The organism is Streptomyces sp. NPDC001700, assembly GCF_053596435.1.
The window spans coordinates 196277-216779 of sequence record NZ_JBSFGE010000013.1 but is presented as its reverse complement, the minus strand read 5'-3'; the positions used below and the strand labels follow the sequence as shown (position 1 = coordinate 216779).

Below are 20503 nucleotides of genomic sequence, written 5' to 3'. Positions count from 1 at the left end.
CGTAAGTACACAGGGGCGATCTCCTGCCTCTGGGAAGGGGAGTACATGTCCGTCGATCCGAGGGACCCCGAGACCTTCGCGAACGCCCTGGAGGACAACGACAGCTCGGCCCCCTACAGCGTCGAAGCCCCCGAGGCGGACGCCGCCGAGCAGCACCACGACCTCGTCCCCCACCGCGACGACCGCCGGAGCGCCGACGAATCACTGGAGGCCAACGAGGCCGATCGCGCCGAGCAGGCCCGGGTCGTCGAGGAAAACGAGGAGGACTATCGATGACCAGCACCATTTATGGGCTTTTCATAGAGTCCAGTCCGTGAAAACTTCCGCACGGACCGCGCGCGGCCCTGTTACCCAAAAGTACGATGGCGGGCGCGGTGGACACCGTGCTCGCAACATTCAATGGGAGGCGGCGTGACAGCCATCGAGCAGACCGAGGCGCGCCCGCGGGGTACGCGCCTGCCGCGCCGAGCCCGACGCAACCAGCTCCTGGGCGCCGCCCAGGAGGTCTTCGTCGCGCAGGGCTACCACGCGGCCGCGATGGACGACATCGCCGAGCGCGCGGGAGTCAGCAAGCCCGTGCTCTACCAGCACTTCCCGGGCAAGCTGGAGCTGTACCTCGCCCTGCTCGACCAGCACTGCGAGGCCCTGCTGCAGGCGGTCCGTACCGCGCTCGCCTCGACCACCGAGAACAAGCAGCGGGTCGCGGCCACGATGGACGCGTACTTCGCGTACGTCGAGGAGGAGGGCGGCGCCTTCCGGCTCGTCTTCGAGTCCGACCTGACCAACGAGCCCGCCGTGCGCGAGCGCGTGGACCGGGTCTCGCTCCAGTGCGCCGAGGCGATCAGCGAGGTCATCGCCGAGGACACCGGGCTGTCCAAGGACGAGTCCATGCTGCTGGCCGTCGGCCTCGGCGGCGTCTCGCAGGTCGTCGCGCGCTACTGGCTCTCCAGCGGCAGCACGGTCCCCCGGGATACCGCTGTGCAGTTGCTCACGTCGCTCGCCTGGCGCGGTATCGCGGGCTTCCCGCTGCACGGGGCGGAGACCGGGACTTAAGCCTGTTCGCTGCGGGCTTGTCCCGCTCGGCCCAGCGGGCCCGTTTCCCGGGCTAATGTGTGCTGCGTACAGCGCGGACGCCGCGCACAACGACCGTCGGAGGGACAAGGCCGTGGAGGTCAAGATCGGCGTGCAGCACGCGCCCCGCGAGATCACCCTGGAGAGCGGGCAGTCCGTCGAGGACGTGGAGCGCGCGGTGTCCGACGCGCTCGCCGGGAAGGCGCCGCTGCTGAGCCTGGTGGACGAGCACGGCCGCAAGGTCCTGGTTCCGGCCGACCGGCTCGCCTACGTCGAGATCGGTGAGCCGAGCGCCCGCAAGGTCGGCTTCAGCGCGCTCTGAGCGGTCCACAACGACGGCGACGGGGCCCGGTGGGATATCTCTCCCACCGGGCCCCGCCGCCGTTGTGCGCCCGCCCCTGGCGGGCCCCGCCTCCGCTGTGCGCCGGTACGCCGCAGCCCGCCCCCCTCCATCAGGGTTGCCCCCGCTTGGGCCAGGGTAGGACCGGCAGGACCGACGCGTGATCACGCGTCGGTCCGGTCCGCACACGGGAAGGACGCGCCATGATCTTCTGGGAAGCGCTCGGCTCGGTACTGATCGGTTTCGCCATCGCGTACGGCGCGAGCCGACGGCTGCCCCGCCGACTGCCCGCCACCCCTCTCGTCCTGTCCACCGGCCCCGGCGCGGCGCTCTTCGGTGCGATGATCGCCCACACGGTGCTGGGCTCGGGCTACTCGGCGGTCGTCCTGATGGTCGCCCTCGGCTTCGCCGCGGCCCTGCTGTCGCTGCTCATCCGCCCCCGAACCGGCCGCCGCCGCTCGGTCCCGGCCTGAGCCCGGACGCGACCGGCCGCGGCACGCACAACGGCACGCACAACGGCACACAAAAGGGCTCCGGGGTCCCGGAGCCCTTTCCCACGCCCCGCCGAGTGCTAGGCCGCCAGGCCCAGCGCCGACATCCGCTTGGTGTGGGCCTCGGTGATCCGGGAGAACATCCGGCCGACCTCCGCCAGGTCGAAGCCGTCGGCCAGGCCACCCACCAGCATCGTGGACAGCGCGTCGCGGTCCGCGACCACCCGCTGGGCCTGGGAGAGCGCCTCGCCCATCAGCCGCCGGGCCCACAGCGCCAGCCGTCCGCCGACCCGGGGATCGGCCTCGATCGCGGCCCGCACCTTCTCCACCGCGAAGCTCGCGTGGCCGGTGTCGTCCAGCACCTGGAGCACCAGGCCGCGGGTGTCCGAGTCGAGGCGGGCCGCCACCTCGCGGTAGAAGTCGCTGGCGATCGAGTCGCCCACGTACGCCTTGACCAGGCCCTCCAGCCAGTCGGACGGCGCGGTCTGGCGGTGGAACCCGTCCAGCGCCGCCGCGAACGGCTCCATCGCCGCGGTCGGCTCCTCGCCGACCGCCGCCAGCCGGTCCCGGAGCCGCTCGAAGTGGTGGAACTCGGCCGACGCCATCTTCGCCAGCTCCGCCTTGTCCTCCAGCGTGGGCGCCAGCTTGGCGTCCTCCGCGAGCCGCTCGAAGGCGGCCAGCTCGCCATAGGCGAGCGCCCCGAGCAGATCCACCACCGCGGCCCGGTACTGCGGCTCGGCCGCGGCCCGGTCCCAGTCCTGGGCGGCGATTCCGGTCGGGGTCTTCTCGGTCTCAGGCGTATCAGACGTCTCCATGAAGCGCACAATAGTCCGCCCGGCGTAGCGAGGAAGGCCCTGGTCAGCCAAGTCCCCTCACAGCCCGGTTCGGGTTGGCCGGTCACAGATGCGCACTTCCGGGGTACAGTGGTATTTGCACCCGTCGAGTATCGGCGGGTCGTTCCACGAATGCGGATGCCCGGTCGGTGGCCCGATCGGCTCCTAACACCCGACCGCCCTCCGCGCGGCGCGCATCTTCATGTGCACGGCAAGAGGGAACCGCTCGCGGCGTGAGCGCTCGAGCGAGGGCAGTGGTCCCGCGCCGAATCGGCCAATAAGGCCGGTGTACCCGGGCGCCGTGCGACCCCCTTCGCCGCCTCTCGCCGCGTCTCACAGAAGAGGCAAGCATCCTGACCACTTTCCGAGAACTCGGGATCCTCCCCGAGACAGCCGAGGCCCTTGAGGCCGTCGGCATCACGTCCCCCTTCCCCATCCAGGAGATGACGCTCCCGGTCGCCCTCTCGGGCTCCGACGTCATCGGCCAGGCCAAGACCGGCACCGGCAAGACGCTGGGCTTCGGCCTCCCGCTGCTGGAGCGCGTCGTCGTCCCCGCGGACATCGAGGCGGGCCGGGCCAAGCCCGACCAGCTGACCGACGCCCCGCAGGCGCTCGTGGTCGTCCCCACCCGCGAGCTGTGCCAGCAGGTCACCAACGACCTGCTGACCGCCGGTAAGGTCCGCGCCATCCGGGTGCTGTCGATCTACGGCGGCCGCGCGTACGAACCGCAGGTCGAGGCCCTGAAGAAGGGCGTCGACGTGATCGTCGGCACCCCCGGCCGACTGCTCGACCTGGCGGGCCAGAAGAAGCTGCGGCTCTCCTCCGTCAAGGCGCTCGTCCTCGACGAGGCCGACGAAATGCTCGACCTGGGCTTCCTGCCCGACGTCGAGAAGATCATCAACATGCTTCCGGCCAAGCGCCAGACCATGCTGTTCTCGGCGACCATGCCGGGCGCCGTGATCGGTCTCGCCCGCCGCTACATGTCGCAGCCCACGCACATCCGCGCCACCGCGCCGGACGACGAGGGCCAGACCGTCGCCAACACCACCCAGCACGTCTTCCGGGCCCACTCGATGGACAAGCCGGAGGTCGTGGCGCGGGTGCTGCAGGCCGAGGGCCGCGGGCTCGCGATGATCTTCTGCCGTACGAAGCGGACCGCCGCCGACATCGCCGACCAGCTCTCCCGCCGCGGGTTCGCCTCCGGCGCGGTCCACGGCGACCTCGGCCAGGGCGCCCGCGAGCAGGCGCTGCGCGCCTTCCGTAACGGCAAGGTCGACGTCCTGGTCTGCACCGATGTCGCCGCGCGCGGCATCGATGTCGAGGGCGTCACCCATGTGATCAACTACCAGTCCCCCGAGGACGAGAAGACGTACCTGCACCGCATCGGCCGCACCGGCCGCGCGGGCGCCTCGGGTATCGCCATCACGCTCGTCGACTGGGACGACATCCCGCGCTGGCAGCTGATCAACAAGGCGCTGGACCTGCCGTTCAACGACCCGGAGGAGACGTACTCGACCTCCGCCCACTTGTACGAGCTGCTCAGCATCCCGAAGGGCACCACCGGTGTCCTGCCGCGCGCCGAGCGCACGCGGGCCGGGCTGGGCGCCGAGGAGGTCGAGGACCTCGGCGAGACCGGTGGCCGTGGCCGCCGCTCCCCCGCCGCCACGGAGGAGCGCCCCGCGCGCCGCACCCGCACCCCTCGGGTCCGCCGCCGCACCCGAGGTGGCGAGTCGGTGGACGCCTCGGCTCCGGGTTCCCCGGCCGAGGCCGGGGGCGCCGAGTCCGCGACCGAGTCGCGCCGCCCGCGCCGCCGTCGCCGTACCCGGTCCGGTGCGTCGGCCGAGGCGGACGCCGCGGCCATCACCGCCGTCGAGACGGCGGAGGCCCCGGCTGTGGAGGCCCCCGCGGCCCCAGCGGCTCCCGTAGCGGAGGCTCCGGCGGCCGAGGAGACTCCCGCCAAGCCGCGCCGCCGCCGTACCCGCGCCAAGGCCGACGCCGCCGAGACGGCCGTCGCCACGGCGGAAGGCACCACCGAGGCCCCCGAGGCCGTGGAGGAGGCCCCGGCCAAGCCGCGCCGCCGCACCCGCGCCAAGGCGGACACCGCCGAGACGGCGGTCGCCACGGCCGAGGGCACGGCGGAGGCCGCCGAGGAAGCTCCGGCCAAGCCGCGCCGCCGCACGCGGGCCAAGGCGACCACCGAGGCGGCTGCCGAAGCCGCGGTCGCGACGGCGGAGGGCTCGGCGGAGGCCGCCGAGGAAGCCCCGGCCAAGCCCCGGCGCCGTACCCGCGCCAAGGCGACGGAGACGGCCGAGGCCGTGACCGAGACGGTGGAAGCCGCCCCGGCCGCGCCGCGCCGCCGCACCCGTGCCAAGGCCGCCACCGCCGAGACGGCGGTCGCCACGGCGGAGGCCGCCGAGGAAGCCCCGGCCAAGCCGCGCCGTCGTACCCGTACGGCCAAGGCCGCGGAGCCGGTCGAGGCGGCCGAGGCGGAGGCGGAGGCGAAGCCCGTACGGCGCCGCACCCGCACCCGTGCGGCGGCCCAGCCGGAGGCCACGCCCGAGGCCTGACGGCACCCAGCACCCGACGGGGCCTGATCCGCATCCTGCGGATCAGGCCCCGGGCGCGTCCGACCGCCGTAGCGGCCAGGGTCTCGTTGCCGAGTGCGGGCCGGTGGCCGCTTTGTGCCCACCCGTCCCTCCCCCAGCTACCGCTGGGAGGTGCCCCCTCGCGGGACGATTGCCCACAAACCGGTGACGGCTCAACGCAGCGTTTACGTGGCGTTCTCGGTGCCCTGTATAGCCTCGTCCTCATGAGCAGGCCGCCGTTTCTCACCCTCCCCTCGGGCGCCCGCGCCTACCGCCTTTCGACCGCGCGCGGCGCGTTCGCCGTGCATGACGCGCGGCCGGAGCGCGCGGCGCGGGGGACCGTGTTGCTGGTGCCGGGGTTCACCGGGAGCAAGGAGGACTTCATCGCGCTGCTGGAGCCGCTGGCCACCGCCGGGTTCCGGGCGGTCGCGATCGACGGGCGGGGGCAGTACGAGAGCCCCGGACCGCGCGACGAGACCGCCTACGCGCAGGACGAGCTGGCCCGGGATCTGCTCGCGCAGGCCACGGCGGTGGCGGACGAGACGGCGGGACCGGTCCACGTACTGGGGCACTCGCTGGGCGGGCTGATCGCACGGGCCGCCGTGCTCCTCGACCCCGCCGCGTTCGCCTCGTTGACGATCATGAGTTCCGGGCCCGCCGCCATCGCGCCCCCGCAGCAGGAGCGCACCAAGCTGCTGATCGACGCGCTGAGCGTGATGGACATGGAGTCCGTATGGCAGGCGATGCGCGACCTCGATCCGCCCGAGGCGGCCGATGAGGTGACCCCGCCCGGCGTACGGGACTTTCTGCACGCGCGCTGGATGGGCACCGTTCCGCAGCAGCTGATGGCCACCGGACGGCAGCTGAACGCCGAGCCGGACCGGGTCGGGGAGCTGGCCGCGACGGCGCTCCCCAAGCACGTGCTGTCGGGTGAGGTGGACTACGCCTGGCCGGTGTCGCTGATGGACGCCATGGCGGAGCGGCTGTCCGCCCGCCGGACCGTGATCGAGGGCGCGGAGCACTCCCCCAACGCCGACCGGCCGCATCCCACGGCCGACGCGCTGATCGGGTTCTGGAACGACCTCGGCTAGACGGCAGGGCTCAGTACTGGGCCTGCAGGTGCTCCCAGAAGCCGTCCCGCAGGGCCCGCCGCAGATCGGCGTGGGCGCGCAGTGACAGCCGCAGCATCCCCTCCGCGTCGATCAGCAGCTCCTGGTCGACCGAGCCGGGCAGATAGGGGTGACCGGGCAGCAGATCGGCGAGGCTTTCGCGGCCGCGTGCGGAGAGCCACTGGGCGGCGATCTGCGCGCCGATGAAGCGCACCTCGTCCCGGGAGGGCGCGGGCCCGCACAGCGGCGCGTCGCCGTTCGGCTCGTAGCCGGTCGCCCGCCGGGTGACGTACGGCTTGCAGAAGTCGAGGTCGAACGTGCGCTGGCTGTCGACCTCCCACAGCAGCGGTTCGGCCTGGTTGCGCCCGTCGAGGGCTTCGATGCCCCACAGATGGACGCGTGCCCCGTACCCCTGCGCGGCCTCGACGGCGGAGACCAGGTCCTCGTCCCCGCCGATCAGCACGGCGTCGCCGATGGCCCGGTGCCGGGCGAGGGATTCGAGGTCGGAGCGGATGAGTGAGTCGACGCCCTTCTGCTGGTTGTTGGCGTTGAGGTTGCCCAGCCGGACCTTGACGTCGGGCAGCTCGGCGATGCTCTGCTGCTCCGGGGTGTGGATGCGGCGCCGGGCCCCGTCGAACCAGTAGACCCGCAGCAGCCGGCTGTCCGGGAAGATCGTCCGGGCCTTGTCGATGAACGCCTCGATGATCCCCTCCGCGTCCAGCTCGAAGGCCCGGCGGTCCTCCGTTCCGGCGACGAGCCGCCCGGCCGCGGCGTAGACGTAACCGGCGTCCACGAAGATCGCGTGGGTGGAGGGGGTGGTCGCGACCTCGGCCAGCACACGCTGCAGCAGCTCATTGGTGCGCTCGATGCCATCGACGATCGAGGCGATGTCTGGTTGGCCCGGAGGCATCACGTCACTCATACGCGGTTCATTCTCCGGGCCGCCGCTGGAGAGGCACAACCGGACTCCGTCTGATCGGAGCGCCCCACCAGGGAATACTTAGACTGGCGAAAAATTTCATTAGCGTAGGGAATCATTTCAAGGCATGCTTCGTTGAACAGGTTGTGGAGCGCGCGGCAGCGAAGCCGCGCGCGTCCCGTACTCAGCAGTTCTCCACCAGGAGGATCAGACGAAGGGAGAAGCCTTGCAGCGCTTCGAGATCATGCGCCTTGACGATGTCGACGGCAACGCCGTGGACAGCACCGTCGTAGACGCCGCCTCCGTCAACCGGATCGTGCAGCAGGCCGCCGCGATCGGCCAGCGCATCTACATCCGTCCGGCCGAAACCGCCGCCCGGTAGTAACACCGACGCCGTAGTACCGACGCAGACGTAGACAGACGCAGATACAGCAGACGCATGAGCTAGACCGCAGCCGCCCCCGTACGCCGTTGTACGGGGGCGCTCGCCGTTGCACGGGGGACGGGGGCGCTCAGCGTGGGGCGAGCGCCGCCCGGCGCACGATCTCCGCGTAGACCTCGGGGTCAGTGGTGTACTCGCCGAGCCGACAGGTCTTACGGCTGCCGTGGTAGTCGCTGGAGCCCGTGGTGAGCAGCCCGTGCTCGGCGGCGAGCGCGCGCAGCCGGGCCCTGGTCGGCTCGTCGTGGTCCATGTGGTCGACCTCGACACCGTCGAGACCGGCCGCGGCCAGCTCCCCGATCGCGCTCTCCGGTACGCACTCACCGCGCTTGACGGCCAGCGGATGCGCGAAGACGGCGACCCCGCCCGCGCCCTTGATCAGCCGGACCGCCTCGAAGGGGTCCAGCTCGTGCTTCTCCACGTACGCCCGGCCGCCGTTCGACAGCCACTCCGAGGAGAACGCGTCCGAGAGGGTCTCCACGACGCCCCGCTCGACCATCGCGGTCGCGATGTGCGGCCGCCCGACGGCGCCGTCCCCGGCGATCTCCGCCACCCGCTCCCAGGTGACCGGCACGCCCAGCTCACGCAGCTTCGCCACCATCGCCTTGGCCCGGGGCACCCGGTCGTCGCGCACCAGCTCGCGCTCGCGCGCCAGCTCGGGCTCGGCGGGGTCGAAGAGATACGCCAGCATGTGCAGGCTCACGCCGCCCAGGCGGCAGGACAGCTCGGCGCCGGTGACCAGCGTCAGCCCGTCCGGCAGCGCCCCGGCCGCCTCCTCGTATCCGGCGACCGTGTCGTGGTCGGTCAGCGCGACGACGTCCAGCCCGGCCGCGGCGGCGTTGCGCACCAGCTCAGCGGGGGTGTCCGTACCGTCCGACGCGGTGGAATGGGTGTGCAGGTCGATGCGCACGAACGCGGGCTCCCAGCGGTAACAGGGTGAACAAGCAGCCTGCTTCAGGGTAGCCGCCACCCGGACATGCCCGCGTCAGGGGGTGATCATCACGCCCCGGTCCGAAACGTCAGGACAGCAGCCGTGGCGACAGCGCGCCGCACGGCACCAGGTCCACCTCGGCGCCCGCGTCGCGCAGATCGGTGAGCACCATCTCGTCGTACATCAGCAGCCCGGTCTGCTCGGGCCAGACCACCGCCCACAGCCACAGCCCGCAGGCCTCCCCCGCGAACACCGCGCGGTCGTCCGGGGTGCCCTCGACGTGCCACAGCGGGGTGGGCCGCCCGGCGGCCAGCACCTTGACGTGCGGCGGCTTGTCGACCCGCATCCCGGGTCCGGGGTCGGGGCCGGGGATGCCCGCGTACCGCGCGCCGAGCCCCACGCCCAGCTCCTCCGCGATCAGCAGCAGCTCCCCCGGGCCGCCCAGCGGGCCGGGGCCGGAACAGGCCACGACGGTCGCGCGGCCGCCGTTGCGGTCGTCACCGGCGCACGCGACCCCGGTGAACAGCCAGCCGACGGGCAGCGGCCACGGCATCCATACGGGCACCCGGGCGCGGTTGGTGACCACCACGAGTGCTTCCACGCTCGGCGGGACGACCGGCTGCACGGGATGCACCATGCCGTGCACACCGCACTGCCAGGAGTCGGCGAAAAGACCGGGCGCACGCACCCGGCCACCGCACTTCGGGCAACTGGGTTCGCCCCTCATAGGGCCCCACGGTCCTCCCCGCCCGCCCCCACGTCAAGGACGGTCACCCGTCTGGAGTGGGGGCCCCGCTCAGGCCAGCGGCACCCCGGAGCGGGCGGGATCGCGCAGGTCGGTGCCGTGCCGCAGCCAGCGGTCCTGGAGCGCGCCGGCGCCATGCACCCGCTTCCACGCCGCCTCGTTCCCGGTCATGGGCAGCAGCGGCAGGAAGCGCACCGGCTCCATCGGCGCGATCAGCTCCAAGTCCTCGACCAGGCCGCCCGGTTCACCGACGAGTACGGAGGTGAAGGGCGCCCCTGGCCACAGCGGACCACCCAGCTCAAGCGACGCACCCGGGGCCACCACCACGCCCTCGACCTGCGGCGACGCGCCCAGCACGGCGAGCGGGCGCAGCACCTCGTCCAGGACGGCGGAGCCGGGGCCGCCGTCGCCGCGCACGGTGAGGACCAGCTCGGCGCGCGGGCCGCGGAGGTGGTCGGCGATGGGGGCGGTGGGGTCGGTCATCGGATGGTCCGACATGCCGAGGGTGGCGTACCGGACGACGTTCCCGTCGGCCCGGAAGCGCAGCACCTCGATGCGGTCCGTACCGACGAACGTGATGGCGGCGCGGGCGTCCGGCTCGCCCAGCGCGGTGATCAACCGGGCCTCGACCAGCTGCAGAACGTCTGACATGCGGTGAGCATAGATCGCGTATCGAACGGGCAAAGCGGCGGCTTAACGGTTCTGCCGACTGATAGCCTTGCTGCCTGCCCAGGGAAATACGTCGTCCCCCACGGGGGACCGGCCGGAGGAGGTGGGGCTGCGGTGGATCCTAGTCGACCGTGCAGTACCGACAGTTCTCCCGTCGTTTCCCCTTGGTATGCGGCTTCATGATCTGAAACCTTCCGTACCCCACCGCCACGCGGTGAAACACGTGAAGTTCTCTCGCATCAAGGGCATCTGACGGCAGAGCGCCTTCGTATCGCATCTGTTCTGTTCTCCGCGAACTCCGTCAGCGCCATCGCACGGAGCGCCGCCCGCTTTGCGGACGTACGTACGCCTCAGGGGAGTGCCGTACGTCCACCTTCCGGGCGCCGCGCTGCGCCGCGCGCCCACCGCTGACGGCCGGCCCCGAAGGAGCCCGTCATGTCGATGATCCGTGACCTGCGCGCAGCCGTCCGCCCCGCCCTGCGCCGCGCCCACGCCGCCAGCAACTACGACACCACCCGCGACCCGTCCGTCAGCAGCGCCGTGGTCGACTGCGCCGTCTACCGCGACGGGAAGCGGGTCAGCGACCACGTCAGCCCGGCGCAGGCGATGGAGCGGGTGCGCGCCGAGGGCGGGTTCGCCTGGATCGGGCTGCACGAGCCGACGGAGCGTGAGTTCGCGGGCATCGCACAGGAGTTCGGACTGCACCCGCTGGCCGTCGAGGACGCGGTGCAGGCGCACCAGCGGCCGAAGCTGGAGCGGTACGACGACAGCCTCTTCACCGTCTTCAAGACCATCCACTACGTGGACCACGCCGAACTCACCGCGACCAGCGAGGTCGTGGAGACCGGCGAGGTGATGTGCTTCACCGGCCACAACTTCATCGTGACCGTGCGGCACGGCGGCCAGGGCTCGCTGCGCGCCCTGCGCCACCGGCTCCAGGAGGACCCGGAGCTGCTGGCCAAGGGCCCCTCGGCGGTGCTGCACGCCATCGCCGACCAGGTCGTGGACGGGTATCTCGCGGTCGCGGACGCCGTCCAGGACGACATCGACGAGGTCGAGATCGAGGTCTTCTCGCAGGCGACCTCCCGGCGCGGCGGCGACGCGGGCCGGATCTACCAGCTCAAGCGCGAGGTGCTGGAGTTCAAGCGGGCCGTCTCGCCGCTGCTGCGGCCGATGCAGCTGCTGAGCGAGCGCCCGATGCGGCTGGTGGACCCGGACATCCAGAAGTACTTCCGGGACGTCGCGGACCATCTGGCCCGGGTCAACGAGCAGGTGCTCGGCTTCGACGACCTGCTGAACTCGATCCTCCAGGCCAACCTGGCGCAGGCGACCGTCGCCCAGAACGAGGACATGCGCAAGATCACCTCCTGGGCGGCGATCTGCGCGGTCCCGACGATGATCGCCGGGATCTACGGCATGAACTTCACGTACATGCCGGAGCTGCACTGGAGGTTCGGCTACCCGATGGTGATGGCCGTGACGGTGGGGATCTGCGTCACGATCCACCGCGGGTTCAAGCGGAACGGCTGGCTCTAGGCGGTGTCCCGGGGCTCCCCTGGGCGCTGTTTACGGTCGCCCAGGATGACGAGCACGAGTCCGGCGAGGATCACCGCGAGCGCCGGGTAGGCGGCCACCGGCGGCTGCTGGCCCAGCCACACCGCCGCGATCAGGGCCGCGCCCGGCGTCTCCAGCAGGATCGCGGTCGAGGTCACGGACGGGCCCAGGCCCTTGACGACCCGGTTGATCAGCGTGTGCCCGAGCAGCTGCGCGGTGACCATCAGCAGCACCAGCTTCAGCCAGGTGTCCCCGCTGTAGCCGTCCAGCCGCGCGCCCGCGACCAGGCAGGTCAGCAGCAGGAACAGGCTGGCCGTGGAGTAGCAGACGTAGGTGTACGCGGTCGTGCTGGCCACCCGGCGCACCTCCGCCCCCAGCACCACGTAACCGGCCCCGGCCATGCCGCCCACCAGGGCGAGCGCGTCGCCCGCGAGGGCCTGTGGGGAGGCGGACAGGTCGACCCCGGTGAGGATCACCACACCGAGGAACGCCAGCACCGTGCCGAGGGTGGCCGCCGGGGAGGGGCGGTGGCCGCGCAGCCGCAGCAGCAGCGCGGTCCAGATCGGGGTCGTGGTGACCAGCGCGGTCGAGGAGGCCACGGAAGTCATGTGCAGGCTCGGCAGCCAGGTCCCGAAGTGCAGGGCGAGCAGCGCCCCCGAGGCGGCGGAGAGCGCCACCGCGCGGCGTCCCATCCGGCGCAGCTCGCCCCGGTGGCGCCACAGGGCGAGCGGGGTCAGCACGCCGACCGCCATGGCGTTGCGCCAGAACGCGACGGCGAGGGCGGGGGCGGCGGTCGCGGCGGCCAGCGGGGCGGAGAGCGACACCCCGGCGACGGCGACGGCCAGCAGGGCGGTGTCCAGGGCCGGGTGCGGTGCGGGGGTGGGGGTGGTGGGCGTGCGGGTGGGGCCGGTGGAGCGCGTCGTGGGCACGGGGTCAGGGTAAGGCGCGTGTGCGGGGTATGGAACTGTCGTACCGCTGGGTGGGATGCGTGGAGGGCCTTGGCCACGGCCTAGGCTGTTCGCATGACGCAGACGCCTATGGACGCCATGGATCCCGTCGACCGCGCCCTGGTCGAGGAGGCGGCCAAGAAGTCCGCCCTCGTCTGGGTTCAGGGCTCCGAGGGCGCCGCGCGCGCCCTGTGGCACATCTGGCACGAGGGTGCCGTCTGTCTCGTCGGGGACGGCCCCGACGAGCAGCCGCTGAAGGGGCTCGGGCTCGTGGACGGCGGCACCGCGACGGTGACCGTGCGCAGCAAGGACAAGGGCGGGCGGCTGATCGGCTGGTCCGCGCGGGTGGTCGAACTCACCCCGGACGGCGAGGCGTGGACCGCGGCCGTCGGTGAGCTGAAGGGCAAGCGGCTGAACGCGGCCGACGCGGACTCGATCGCGGAGCGGTGGGCTCGGGAGTGCCGGGTGCTGCGGTTGGAGCCGGTGCCGGGTGCGGGGCTGGTGGCGGCCGGTTCGGGGTCGCTTTCGGCTGCGCCGCTGCCGTCGCCTGCCGTTACGCGGGGGGCGATTCCGGCGGGGTTGCCGAAGTTGTTGGCGCGGGGGAAGCGGGGGCGGAAGGCGGGCTGAGCTTTCCCGAAACCGGGGCTCCGCCCCTGGACCCCGCTCCTCAAACGCCGGAGGGGCTGGGGGTGGGGCATCACCGCCCCGGGCCCCCAGCGCCGGAGGGCTGGGGTGGGGCGTCGCCGCCTCTGGACGCCGCCCCTCCGTTGCCGGGCTGAGTCGCGGCTTACGTGCCCGTGGGGATCTGTTGGCCGTAGTCGACTACGTGGTCCTCCTTCGGGGCCGCCAGTTTGAAGTCCTTGTTCCAGTCCTCCAGGCGGATCACCCCCGCGCCCCCGGCGCGCTGGAGGCGGAGGGGGTACGGGCGGCCTTCCAGGGAGACGTCCAGGGTGCCGCCGCCGCCCTCGCCGCCGAGGATGCGGATCGTGCGGGTGCCGCCGACCTCGCCGCGTTCGCCCGCGGTGACCGTGCCGTGCAGGCCCAGCAGGCCGTCCAGCATGACGCTCTTGTCCGTGAAGCCGCTGAGCCGCTGGTAGGAGGGGTCCCCGGAGGGGACCTTCACGTACTTGTCGTCGAGCTTGTCCGCGGCGGCCGCGTCGCCGCTGTGCCCGCCGCTGCCGCCGCTCGCGCCCTGGTGGGCCCAGAAGCCCGCGTCCGCCTTGAGGTACAGCTCCTCGCCCACCCGCAGCAGTTCGTAGCGGGAGCCCTTGGTGGAGACGACGCCGGTGCCGCCGTCGCCCTTCAGCTTCATGTCGACCTTGTAGGTGCGGCCCTTGGAGACGAGGCTGCCGGACAGATGGACCGCGTCCGCGCTCCCCGCCACCGTCCGGGCCTTGCTCTCGATCTTCTTGGCGGGGAGCTTGCCCACGCCGTTCGTTCCCGCGTCGGGGTCCGCCTTCTCCCCTTCGCCGCCGCAGGCGGTGAGCGCGGCCAGTCCCGCGCACATCACCGCGACGAGAGCCGTGTTCCGGATGCGCACGTCCGCTCTGCCTCCTGATGCCGGTCCGGTGCAGTACGGCAGCGTACCGGTGCCGTACGGATGCGTGCGCGGGGTGCCGGGGTCCGCTCGTCCGGCGGCGGGGCAGAACAGTGCGAGCTAGCCTGAACCCGGCGAAACCGCATAAAGAGAAGGAGGCGCACGACATGGCGGCAGGCGCCTCACGGATCTATGTCTCGCATCTGGCGGGCGTCGCCGTCTTCGATCCGAACGGCGACCAGGTCGGCCGGGTCCGCGACCTGGTGGCGATGCTGCGGCTGGCCGGGCGGCCGCCGCGGGTCCTCGGGCTGGTCGTCGAAGTGGTCACCCGCCGCCGTATCTTCCTGCCCATGACGCGGGTGACCGGCGTGGAGTCGGGCCAGGTCATCACCACCGGCGTGGTCAACATGCGGCGCTTCGAGCAGCGCCCCACCGAGACCCTGGTCCTCGGCGAACTGCTGGACCGCACGGTGCGGATCGTGGAGACCGGCGAGCAGGTCACGGTCCTGGACGTGGCGATGGGCCAGCTGCCCGCGCGCCGCGAATGGGAGATCGCCAAGGTCTTCGTACGCCGTGGCAAGAGCGGGGCGCTGCGCCGCCGTGGCGAGACGCTGACCGTGGACTGGTCGGCCGTCACCGGATTCTCGCTGGAGGAGCACGGACAGGGCGCGGAGAACCTGCTGGCCACCTTCGAGCAGCTGCGCCCCGCCGACCTCGCCAACGTCCTCCACCACCTCTCCGCCAAGCGGCGCGGCGAGGTCGCGGCGGCGCTGGACGACGAGCGGCTCGCGGACGTCCTGGAGGAGCTGCCCGACGACGACCAGGTGGAGATCCTCGGCAAGCTCAAGGAGGAGCGCGCGGCCGACGTGCTGGAGGCCATGGACCCGGACGACGCGGCCGACCTCCTCTCCGAGCTGCCCGAGCGGGACAAGGAACGGCTGCTGGCCCTGATGCGGCCCCGGGAGGCGGCCGACATGCGGCGGCTGATGTCGTACGAGGAAGGCTCGGCGGGCGGGCTGATGACGACCGAGCCGATCGTGCTGCGGCCGGACGCCACGGTCGCGGACGCGCTCGCCCGGGTGCGCAACCAGGACCTCACCCCGGCGCTCGCCGCCCAGGTGTATGTGTGCCGCCCGCCCGACGAGACGCCCACCGGGCGCTATCTGGGCACCATCCACTTCCAACGGCTGCTGCGCGACCCGCCGTTCACCCTCGTCGGCGCGGCCGTGGACACCGATCTGCGGCCGCTGCGCCCGGAGACCCCGCTGCCGGTGGTCGCCGGTCATCTGGCGACGTACAACCTGCTGGCGGCGCCCGTCGTGGACGAGGGCGGTTCGCTGCTGGGCGCGGTGACCGTGGACGACGTCCTCGACCATCTGCTGCCCCACGACTGGCGGGAGCGCGAGCTGTACGGCGGCGTGAACATCCCGGAGGTGGGCGGTGGACGGTGACGGCGGCCGCCTCGACCGGCCCAAGCAGCCCCGCCGCAGCCCGCTGCCGCGCTGGGACCCGGAGGCGTTCGGGCGGGCGTCGGAGCTGATCGCCCGCTTCCTGGGCACCGGCCGCTTCATCGCCTGGATGACGGTCTTCGTGGTCGCCTGGCTGGCGTGGAACACCCTGGCCCCCGACCCGCTGCGGTTCGACCCGTTCCCGTTCATCTTCCTGACGCTGATGCTGTCGCTCCAGGCCTCGTACTCGGCGCCGCTGATCCTGCTCGCCCAGTACCGGCAGGCCGACCGCGACCGCGTCAACCTCGAACAGGACCGGGCGCGGGACGAGCGGTCCATCGCCGACACCGAGTTCCTCACCCGGGAGATCGCGTCGCTGCGGGCCGGGCTCGGCGAGGTCGCGACGCGGGACTGGATCCGCTCCGAGTTCGAGGCGCTGGTCCGGGAATTGGACGAGCGGCGGCCCGCTCCCTCCCCCACGCACTCGCCCCCGCCGTCGCGCGCCCCCTCGCGTGAGGAACGCGACCGCTGACGGGCTTACCGGCGCGTACCCCTGGCGCCGTACCATCTCCATATGGCTACCGACACTGTCCCGGCACCGAGCGAAGACGCGGTGCGCGCCGCACTCGCCACGGTCAACGACCCGGAGATCCACAAGCCGATCACCGACCTCGGCATGGTCAAATCCGTCGAGATCGCGTCGGACGGCACGGTCGCGGTGGAGGTCTACCTCACGGTCGCCGGCTGTCCGATGCGGGAGACGATCACCAGCCGGGTACAGGACGCGGTGAACCAGGTCGCCGGGGTGACCGGGGTCACGGTCGAGCTGGACGTGATGAGCGACGAGCAGCGGCGCGAGCTGGCCGCCTCGCTGCGCGGCGGCAAGGCCGAGCGCGAGGTGCCCTTCGCCCAGCCCGGCTCGCTGACCCGGGTCTACGCGGTGGCCTCCGGCAAGGGCGGCGTCGGCAAGTCGTCGGTGACGGTCAACCTGGCCGCCGCGATGGCCGACGACGGCCTCAAGGTCGGCGTCGTGGACGCCGACATCTACGGCCACTCGGTGCCGCGCATGCTGGGCGCCGACGGCAGCCCGACCCAGGTCGAGGACATGATCATGCCGCCGTCGGCGAACGGCGTGAAGGTGATCTCGATCGGGATGTTCACCCCGGGCAACGCCCCGGTGGTGTGGCGCGGACCGATGCTGCACCGCGCCCTCCAGCAGTTCCTGGCCGACGTCTACTGGGGCGACCTCGACGTCCTGCTGCTGGACCTGCCGCCGGGCACCGGTGACATCGCGATCTCCGTCGCCCAGCTGGTGCCGGGCGCCGAGATCCTGGTCGTGACGACGCCGCAGCAGGCCGCCGCCGAGGTGGCCGAGCGGGCGGGCTCGATCGCCGTCCAGACCCATCAGAAGATCGTCGGCGTGGTGGAGAACATGTCCGGGCTGCCCTGCCCGCACTGCGACGAGATGGTCGACGTCTTCGGCACCGGCGGCGGTCAGTCGGTCGCCGAGGGGCTGTCCCGGACCACCGGGACGACGGTGCCGGTGCTGGGCGCCATCCCGATCGACGTACGGCTGCGCGAGGGCGGCGACGAGGGCAAGCCGGTCGTGCTGTCCGACCCCGACTCCCCCGCGGGCAGCGCGCTGCGGGCGATCGCGGGCAAGATCGGCGGACGGCAGCGGGGCCTGGCGGGCATGTCGCTGGGCGTCACGCCGCGCAACAAGTTCTGAGCACCACGCAAGCCGTCCATACGTGCGCGGGGGCGGCCTCATCCGTGAGGCCGCCCCCGCGCACGTGTACCGGCGCTACGCGTCGTAGCCGGTGATGTCCTTGATCACCGAGAAGCCGAGGCCGTAGGCGCTCATCCCGCGCCCGTACGCCCCGATGTGCACGCTTTCGCCCGCCGATCCGGCCAGCACCCAGCCGTACTCCGACTCGCGGTAGTGGAAGTCGGTCGGCACGCCGTCCACCGGGAGCGACAGCGCGGACCACTCCTCGCCGTCCAGGGCGTCCGCCAGCTCCCAGGCGATCGCGGTCTGCTGGTCCAGCCAGTCCTGGCGCAGCCCCCGCTCCATCCGGGTAGGCCAGGTGCATGACAGCAGGCCCGAACCGGCCAGCCAGGCGGCCGAGGAGACCGAGGTGGCCTCCAGCTTGCCGGTGCCGTCCGCGCTGTCCCGTACGGGGCGTCCACCGACGGTCACCACCGCCGTGAAGCGCTGCTGGTCCATATCGGTCTCGACGCGCAGCGACGGCTCCTCACCGTGCCCGGTCGAGCCGTATTCCACCCGCCCATCGGCGGCGGCACCCACCTGCATGAGCCAGCGCGGCCCGGTGAACGCCTCGTCAAGGCCGTACCAGGGGAAGGCGGCCATCAGGTAGCCGTCGACGCTCCGCCGCGCCTCCGCGGGCATTCCCTGCGCCGCACCGCTCACCCCATGCACCCCTAGCCGACTCGTCGTGCCCATGTGCGCGGAGCCTCCTCGTTGCCCTTCGTCGTGGGCGGCCCGCCCCCCTTCGGGCGACCTCACCCCGGACAAAGGGAGGATAGCCATACGGGTCAACCAGCCCGGGCATACGGGGGGATCAAGTGGCGTCGGAGTCGAAAGGCGGACGGTCCTCGCGAGGCTGCGCATCACGCTTGCGCAGCAGGTCAGGGGTGCCGGAATCGTCCTTGGAGAGGGACAGCGGGGCGGCGCCGGAGACCCCTGAAGGGCCGTGTGCGACGTCACTCTCCCGGCCGTTCACGGAGTCGGCGACCTCGGCCATCTCCTTGCGGAGGTCGAAGCCGTTCTGGATCTCCTTGAGGCCCAGCTCATCGGAGTCCAGCACATGCTTGCGCACAAACGTCTTGGGGTTCAGATCCTCGAACTCGAAGTCCTTGAACTCGGGGCCCAGCTCCGTACGGATGTCCTCCTTGGCGCTGTCGGAGAACTCCCGGATCTTGCGGATGAACTGCGATACATCCCGGATGACCTTCGGAAGCTTGTCCGGGCCGAAGATGAGCACCGCAAGGACGACGAGCGCGACAAGCTCGAGGGCCCCTATGTCGTTGAACACCCTGCAGCTCCTAGAGACGTCTGAGGCCGGAAATCAGACCACACCACACCGTACCTGGCGGTGGGGGCGCCCCGGGAGACGCCCGGACCAACATCGGGCGTCAGCCATCGCTGCTCGCGGAGCCCAGCGTCAGCTCCACGGTGCGCTCGTCTCCGTCCCGCTTGAGGGTCAGCTCCAGCCGGTCGCCTGGGCGGTGACTGCGGATCTTGACGATCAGCTCCTGGCCGCTGTGTACCCGGACGCCGTCCACCTCCGTGATCACATCACCGGCCTCGATGCCCGCCTTGTCGCCCGGGCCGTCCGGGGTGACCGGCGGGCCGGAGGCGCCCTTGCTGTTCACGCGGGCACCGTCGCCCGTGTACTCCATGTTGAGCGTGACGCCGATCACCGGGTGGGTGGCCTTGCCTGTGTTGATCAGCTCCTCGGCGACCCGCTTGCCCTGGTTGATCGGGATCGCGAAGCCCAGACCGATGGAGCCGCCCTGGCCGCCCAGCTCGGCGCCGTCGTCGGCGGCCCGGATGGCGCTGTTGATCCCGATGACCCGCGCCTTGCCGTCGACCAGGGGGCCGCCGGAGTTGCCCGGGTTTATCGGGGCGTCGGTCTGCAGCGCGTCGACATAGGAGATGTCGCTGCCGTCCTCCTTCTCGCCGCCCGCGGTGATCGGGCGCTCCTTGGCGCTGATGATCCCGGAGGTGACCGTGCCCGCCAGGTCGAACGGGGCGCCGATCGCCACCACCGGGTCGCCGACCCGGACGGAGTCGGAGTTGCCCAGCGGCAGCGGGCTCAGCCCGGAGACGCCCTCGACCCGGATGACCGCCAGGTCGTACCCGGCGTCCCGGCCGACCAGCTCGGCGCGGGCGGACTGGCCGCCGTTGAAGGTCACCGATATGTCGCCGGAGGAGCCCGCGGGGGCCACGACGTGGTTGTTGGTGAGGATGTGGCCCCGCTTGTCGAGGACGAACCCGGTGCCGGTGCCCTCCTCGGAGCCGCCGCTGACATGGATGGTCACCACGCCCGGCAGGGCGCTGGAGGCGATGCCCGCGACGCTGCCCGGGGCTCGGGTGCCCTTCTCCAGCGGGGCCTGCGGAAGCTTCACATTGATGCCCCCGGAGGCCCGGTCCCGCTCGACGTACGCGCCGATCCCGCCGCCCAGGCACCCCGCGATCAGCGCGATCAGCAGGACGGCGACGAACGCGCGGCGACGGGAGACCACCTTGCGCTCGGCGGGCGGCGCCGGGGGCACGGTCCAGGGGTCGTAGCTCTGCCACTGGTGCGGCGGGGGCGGCGGCGCGCCCGGGTCCAAGGGCGGCAGCGGGGTGCCGTGCGCCGGGGTCATCATCCCGGGCTGCCCAATCCCCGGCTGGGCTGTCCCTGGACCTGGTTGGGGAGCGGCGGGGGGCGGGACGGCTCCGGGCGGCAGCTGCGTGCCGTGCGCCGGGGTCGCGCCCGGGTGCTGTACGGGCGGGGCCGGGGCCCAGGGGCCGGGGCCGCCGTAGGGCGGGGTGCTGTACGGATCGGGCTCGTGGAGCGGCCGCCCGGCGCCCGCACGGGCCCCGTCCGCCGCCTCGCGGCCGTCATCGGCGCCAGGTGCCCGCTCCGGGGCCTCCGGCCCGGACGGCACCGCCCGCTCGTCCGCCGCCTCCGGCGCCGCCTCGTCCGTCAGCCGGTCGCCGGGTCGTGCGACCGGACGGCTCCACCACTTCGGCTTGGGCCCGGGGGCCTTCCGCTCGTCCATGATCTCCCCACACTTCCCGCGACAAGGCGCCCACCGCGCCGCCCGGGTCATACGTCACCGCGACTCTTCGAGGCTCGCTGCGCCTCCGGGGCGC

The 20503-nt window shown here is 72.3% G+C and carries 22 protein-coding genes; 12 read left to right on the top strand and 10 right to left on the bottom strand.

Translation table 11 applies throughout. From position 1 onward, the window contains the following. Positions 1-45: 45 nt before the first annotated feature. From ACWC5C_RS24800 to ACWC5C_RS24785, 4 genes are all read left to right on the top strand, one after another. Complete coding sequence (locus ACWC5C_RS24800) at positions 46-276, top strand: hypothetical protein (RefSeq protein WP_450878623.1); 231 nt, start codon at positions 46-48, stop codon at positions 274-276. A gap of 135 nt (positions 277-411) precedes the next feature. Further along, positions 412-1053, top strand: coding sequence for a TetR/AcrR family transcriptional regulator (locus tag ACWC5C_RS24795; RefSeq protein ID WP_385447058.1), 642 nt, complete (start codon positions 412-414; stop codon positions 1051-1053). A gap of 112 nt (positions 1054-1165) precedes the next feature. Continuing rightward, entirely contained in the window at positions 1166-1393 is a 228-nt protein-coding gene (locus ACWC5C_RS24790; protein WP_039937703.1) for a DUF3107 domain-containing protein, read from the top strand. Between the two features lie 221 nt (positions 1394-1614). Then, positions 1615-1884: a hypothetical protein gene (locus ACWC5C_RS24785; protein ID WP_385445842.1), complete on the top strand. Its 270-nt coding sequence runs from the start codon at positions 1615-1617 to the stop codon at positions 1882-1884. A 98-nt stretch (positions 1885-1982) separates the two neighbouring features. Here ACWC5C_RS24785 and ACWC5C_RS24780 read toward each other — a convergent pair whose 3' ends face one another. Beyond that, positions 1983-2726, bottom strand: coding sequence for a ferritin-like fold-containing protein (locus ACWC5C_RS24780; RefSeq protein ID WP_385445848.1), 744 nt, complete (start codon positions 2724-2726; stop codon positions 1983-1985). Positions 2727-3178: 452 nt separating this feature from the next. Here ACWC5C_RS24780 and ACWC5C_RS24775 point away from each other — a divergent pair, with 452 nt between their 5' ends. Together ACWC5C_RS24775 and ACWC5C_RS24770 are read left to right on the top strand one after the other, a co-directional pair. Further along, positions 3179-5302 carry a DEAD/DEAH box helicase gene (locus ACWC5C_RS24775; protein WP_450878620.1) on the top strand — a complete coding sequence of 708 codons (2124 nt, stop codon included), beginning with the start codon at positions 3179-3181 and terminating at the stop codon, positions 5300-5302. A 242-nt stretch (positions 5303-5544) separates the two neighbouring features. Then, positions 5545-6411: an alpha/beta fold hydrolase gene (locus ACWC5C_RS24770; RefSeq protein WP_450878618.1), complete on the top strand. Its 867-nt coding sequence runs from the start codon at positions 5545-5547 to the stop codon at positions 6409-6411. A gap of 10 nt (positions 6412-6421) precedes the next feature. Here the strand turns inward: ACWC5C_RS24770 and ACWC5C_RS24765 are convergent, their stop codons facing one another. Next, the gene (locus ACWC5C_RS24765) at positions 6422-7351 is read right to left on the bottom strand and encodes an NYN domain-containing protein (protein WP_450878616.1); all 930 of its coding nucleotides are present in this window, start codon (positions 7349-7351) and stop codon (positions 6422-6424) included. A 223-nt stretch (positions 7352-7574) separates the two neighbouring features. Between ACWC5C_RS24765 and ACWC5C_RS24760 the strand changes: the two genes are divergently transcribed. After that, positions 7575-7730, top strand: coding sequence for a hypothetical protein (locus ACWC5C_RS24760; protein WP_009715242.1), 156 nt, complete (start codon positions 7575-7577; stop codon positions 7728-7730). A 130-nt stretch (positions 7731-7860) separates the two neighbouring features. Here ACWC5C_RS24760 and ACWC5C_RS24755 read toward each other — a convergent pair whose 3' ends face one another. From ACWC5C_RS24755 to ACWC5C_RS24745, 3 genes are all read right to left on the bottom strand, one after another. Beyond that, positions 7861-8697, bottom strand: a complete 837-nt coding sequence (locus ACWC5C_RS24755; protein WP_450878614.1) for a PHP domain-containing protein — start codon at positions 8695-8697, stop codon at positions 7861-7863. Between the two features lie 109 nt (positions 8698-8806). Continuing rightward, complete coding sequence (locus ACWC5C_RS24750) at positions 8807-9445, bottom strand: DUF6758 family protein (protein WP_009715244.1); 639 nt, start codon at positions 9443-9445, stop codon at positions 8807-8809. A 69-nt stretch (positions 9446-9514) separates the two neighbouring features. Further along, complete coding sequence (locus tag ACWC5C_RS24745; protein WP_450878611.1) at positions 9515-10114, bottom strand: suppressor of fused domain protein; 600 nt, start codon at positions 10112-10114, stop codon at positions 9515-9517. Between the two features lie 453 nt (positions 10115-10567). Between ACWC5C_RS24745 and ACWC5C_RS24740 the strand changes: the two genes are divergently transcribed. Next, positions 10568-11668 (top strand): magnesium and cobalt transport protein CorA, encoded by a 1101-nt coding sequence (locus ACWC5C_RS24740; protein WP_450878609.1) that lies wholly within the window; start codon positions 10568-10570, stop codon positions 11666-11668. Here the strand turns inward: ACWC5C_RS24740 and ACWC5C_RS24735 are convergent. Beyond that, on the bottom strand, positions 11665-12615 hold the full coding sequence (locus tag ACWC5C_RS24735; RefSeq protein ID WP_450878607.1) for a DMT family transporter: 951 nt from the start codon (positions 12613-12615) through the stop codon (positions 11665-11667). The genes ACWC5C_RS24740 and ACWC5C_RS24735 overlap by 4 nt on opposite strands. Positions 12616-12708: 93 nt before the next feature. On the opposite strand from ACWC5C_RS24735, the gene ACWC5C_RS24730 reads away from it, so the two are divergent. After that, positions 12709-13260: a hypothetical protein gene (locus ACWC5C_RS24730; protein WP_450878605.1), complete on the top strand. Its 552-nt coding sequence runs from the start codon at positions 12709-12711 to the stop codon at positions 13258-13260. Between the two features lie 160 nt (positions 13261-13420). Here ACWC5C_RS24730 and ACWC5C_RS24725 read toward each other — a convergent pair whose 3' ends face one another. Beyond that, entirely contained in the window at positions 13421-14173 is a 753-nt protein-coding gene (locus ACWC5C_RS24725) for a hypothetical protein (RefSeq protein ID WP_385445834.1), read from the bottom strand. 164 nt (positions 14174-14337) lie between these two features. Here ACWC5C_RS24725 and ACWC5C_RS24720 point away from each other — a divergent pair, with 164 nt between their 5' ends. From ACWC5C_RS24720 to ACWC5C_RS24710, 3 genes are read left to right on the top strand one after another with little or no spacing between them, the layout of a single operon-like run. Next, positions 14338-15621, top strand: a complete 1284-nt coding sequence (locus ACWC5C_RS24720) for a magnesium transporter MgtE N-terminal domain-containing protein (RefSeq protein WP_450878603.1) — start codon at positions 14338-14340, stop codon at positions 15619-15621. Further along, complete coding sequence (locus tag ACWC5C_RS24715; RefSeq protein ID WP_450878601.1) at positions 15611-16150, top strand: DUF1003 domain-containing protein; 540 nt, start codon at positions 15611-15613, stop codon at positions 16148-16150. Before ACWC5C_RS24720 ends, ACWC5C_RS24715 begins: the two co-directional genes overlap by 11 nt. Positions 16151-16192: 42 nt before the next feature. Beyond that, positions 16193-17347, top strand: coding sequence for an Mrp/NBP35 family ATP-binding protein (locus tag ACWC5C_RS24710; RefSeq protein WP_450878599.1), 1155 nt, complete (start codon positions 16193-16195; stop codon positions 17345-17347). A 75-nt stretch (positions 17348-17422) separates the two neighbouring features. Here the strand turns inward: ACWC5C_RS24710 and ACWC5C_RS24705 are convergent, their stop codons facing one another. The 3 genes from ACWC5C_RS24705 to ACWC5C_RS24695 all read right to left on the bottom strand — a co-directional run bounded on the left by ACWC5C_RS24705 (position 17423) and on the right by ACWC5C_RS24695 (position 20409). Next, positions 17423-18082 (bottom strand): hypothetical protein, encoded by a 660-nt coding sequence (locus ACWC5C_RS24705; protein WP_450878597.1) that lies wholly within the window; start codon positions 18080-18082, stop codon positions 17423-17425. A gap of 118 nt (positions 18083-18200) precedes the next feature. Next, positions 18201-18674, bottom strand: a complete 474-nt coding sequence (locus ACWC5C_RS24700) for a sec-independent translocase (RefSeq protein WP_450878595.1) — start codon at positions 18672-18674, stop codon at positions 18201-18203. A 100-nt stretch (positions 18675-18774) separates the two neighbouring features. Next, positions 18775-20409: a S1C family serine protease gene (locus ACWC5C_RS24695; protein ID WP_450878593.1), complete on the bottom strand. Its 1635-nt coding sequence runs from the start codon at positions 20407-20409 to the stop codon at positions 18775-18777. Positions 20410-20503: the final 94 nt, after the last annotated feature.

Bases quoted from the DNA above. Each gene is read 5' to 3' on its own strand.
- ACWC5C_RS24720 (WP_450878603.1), top strand. From the start codon at position 14,338: ATGGCGGCAGGCGCCTCACGGATCTATGTCTCGCATCTGGCGGGCGTC.
- ACWC5C_RS24775 (WP_450878620.1), top strand. From the start codon at position 3,179: ATGACGCTCCCGGTCGCCCTCTCGGGCTCCGACGTCATCGGCCAGGCC.
- ACWC5C_RS24695 (WP_450878593.1), bottom strand. From the start codon at position 20,409: ATGGACGAGCGGAAGGCCCCCGGGCCCAAGCCGAAGTGGTGGAGCCGT.
- ACWC5C_RS24705 (WP_450878597.1), bottom strand. From the start codon at position 18,082: ATGGGCACGACGAGTCGGCTAGGGGTGCATGGGGTGAGCGGTGCGGCG.
- ACWC5C_RS24740 (WP_450878609.1), top strand. From the start codon at position 10,568: ATGTCGATGATCCGTGACCTGCGCGCAGCCGTCCGCCCCGCCCTGCGC.
- ACWC5C_RS24750 (WP_009715244.1), bottom strand. From the start codon at position 9,445: ATGAGGGGCGAACCCAGTTGCCCGAAGTGCGGTGGCCGGGTGCGTGCG.
- ACWC5C_RS24765 (WP_450878616.1), bottom strand. From the start codon at position 7,351: ATGAGTGACGTGATGCCTCCGGGCCAACCAGACATCGCCTCGATCGTC.
- ACWC5C_RS24710 (WP_450878599.1), top strand. From the start codon at position 16,193: ATGGCTACCGACACTGTCCCGGCACCGAGCGAAGACGCGGTGCGCGCC.
- ACWC5C_RS24745 (WP_450878611.1), bottom strand. From the start codon at position 10,114: ATGTCAGACGTTCTGCAGCTGGTCGAGGCCCGGTTGATCACCGCGCTG.
- ACWC5C_RS24800 (WP_450878623.1), top strand. From the start codon at position 46: ATGTCCGTCGATCCGAGGGACCCCGAGACCTTCGCGAACGCCCTGGAG.
- ACWC5C_RS24785 (WP_385445842.1), top strand. From the start codon at position 1,615: ATGATCTTCTGGGAAGCGCTCGGCTCGGTACTGATCGGTTTCGCCATC.
- ACWC5C_RS24730 (WP_450878605.1), top strand. From the start codon at position 12,709: ATGACGCAGACGCCTATGGACGCCATGGATCCCGTCGACCGCGCCCTG.
- ACWC5C_RS24770 (WP_450878618.1), top strand. From the start codon at position 5,545: ATGAGCAGGCCGCCGTTTCTCACCCTCCCCTCGGGCGCCCGCGCCTAC.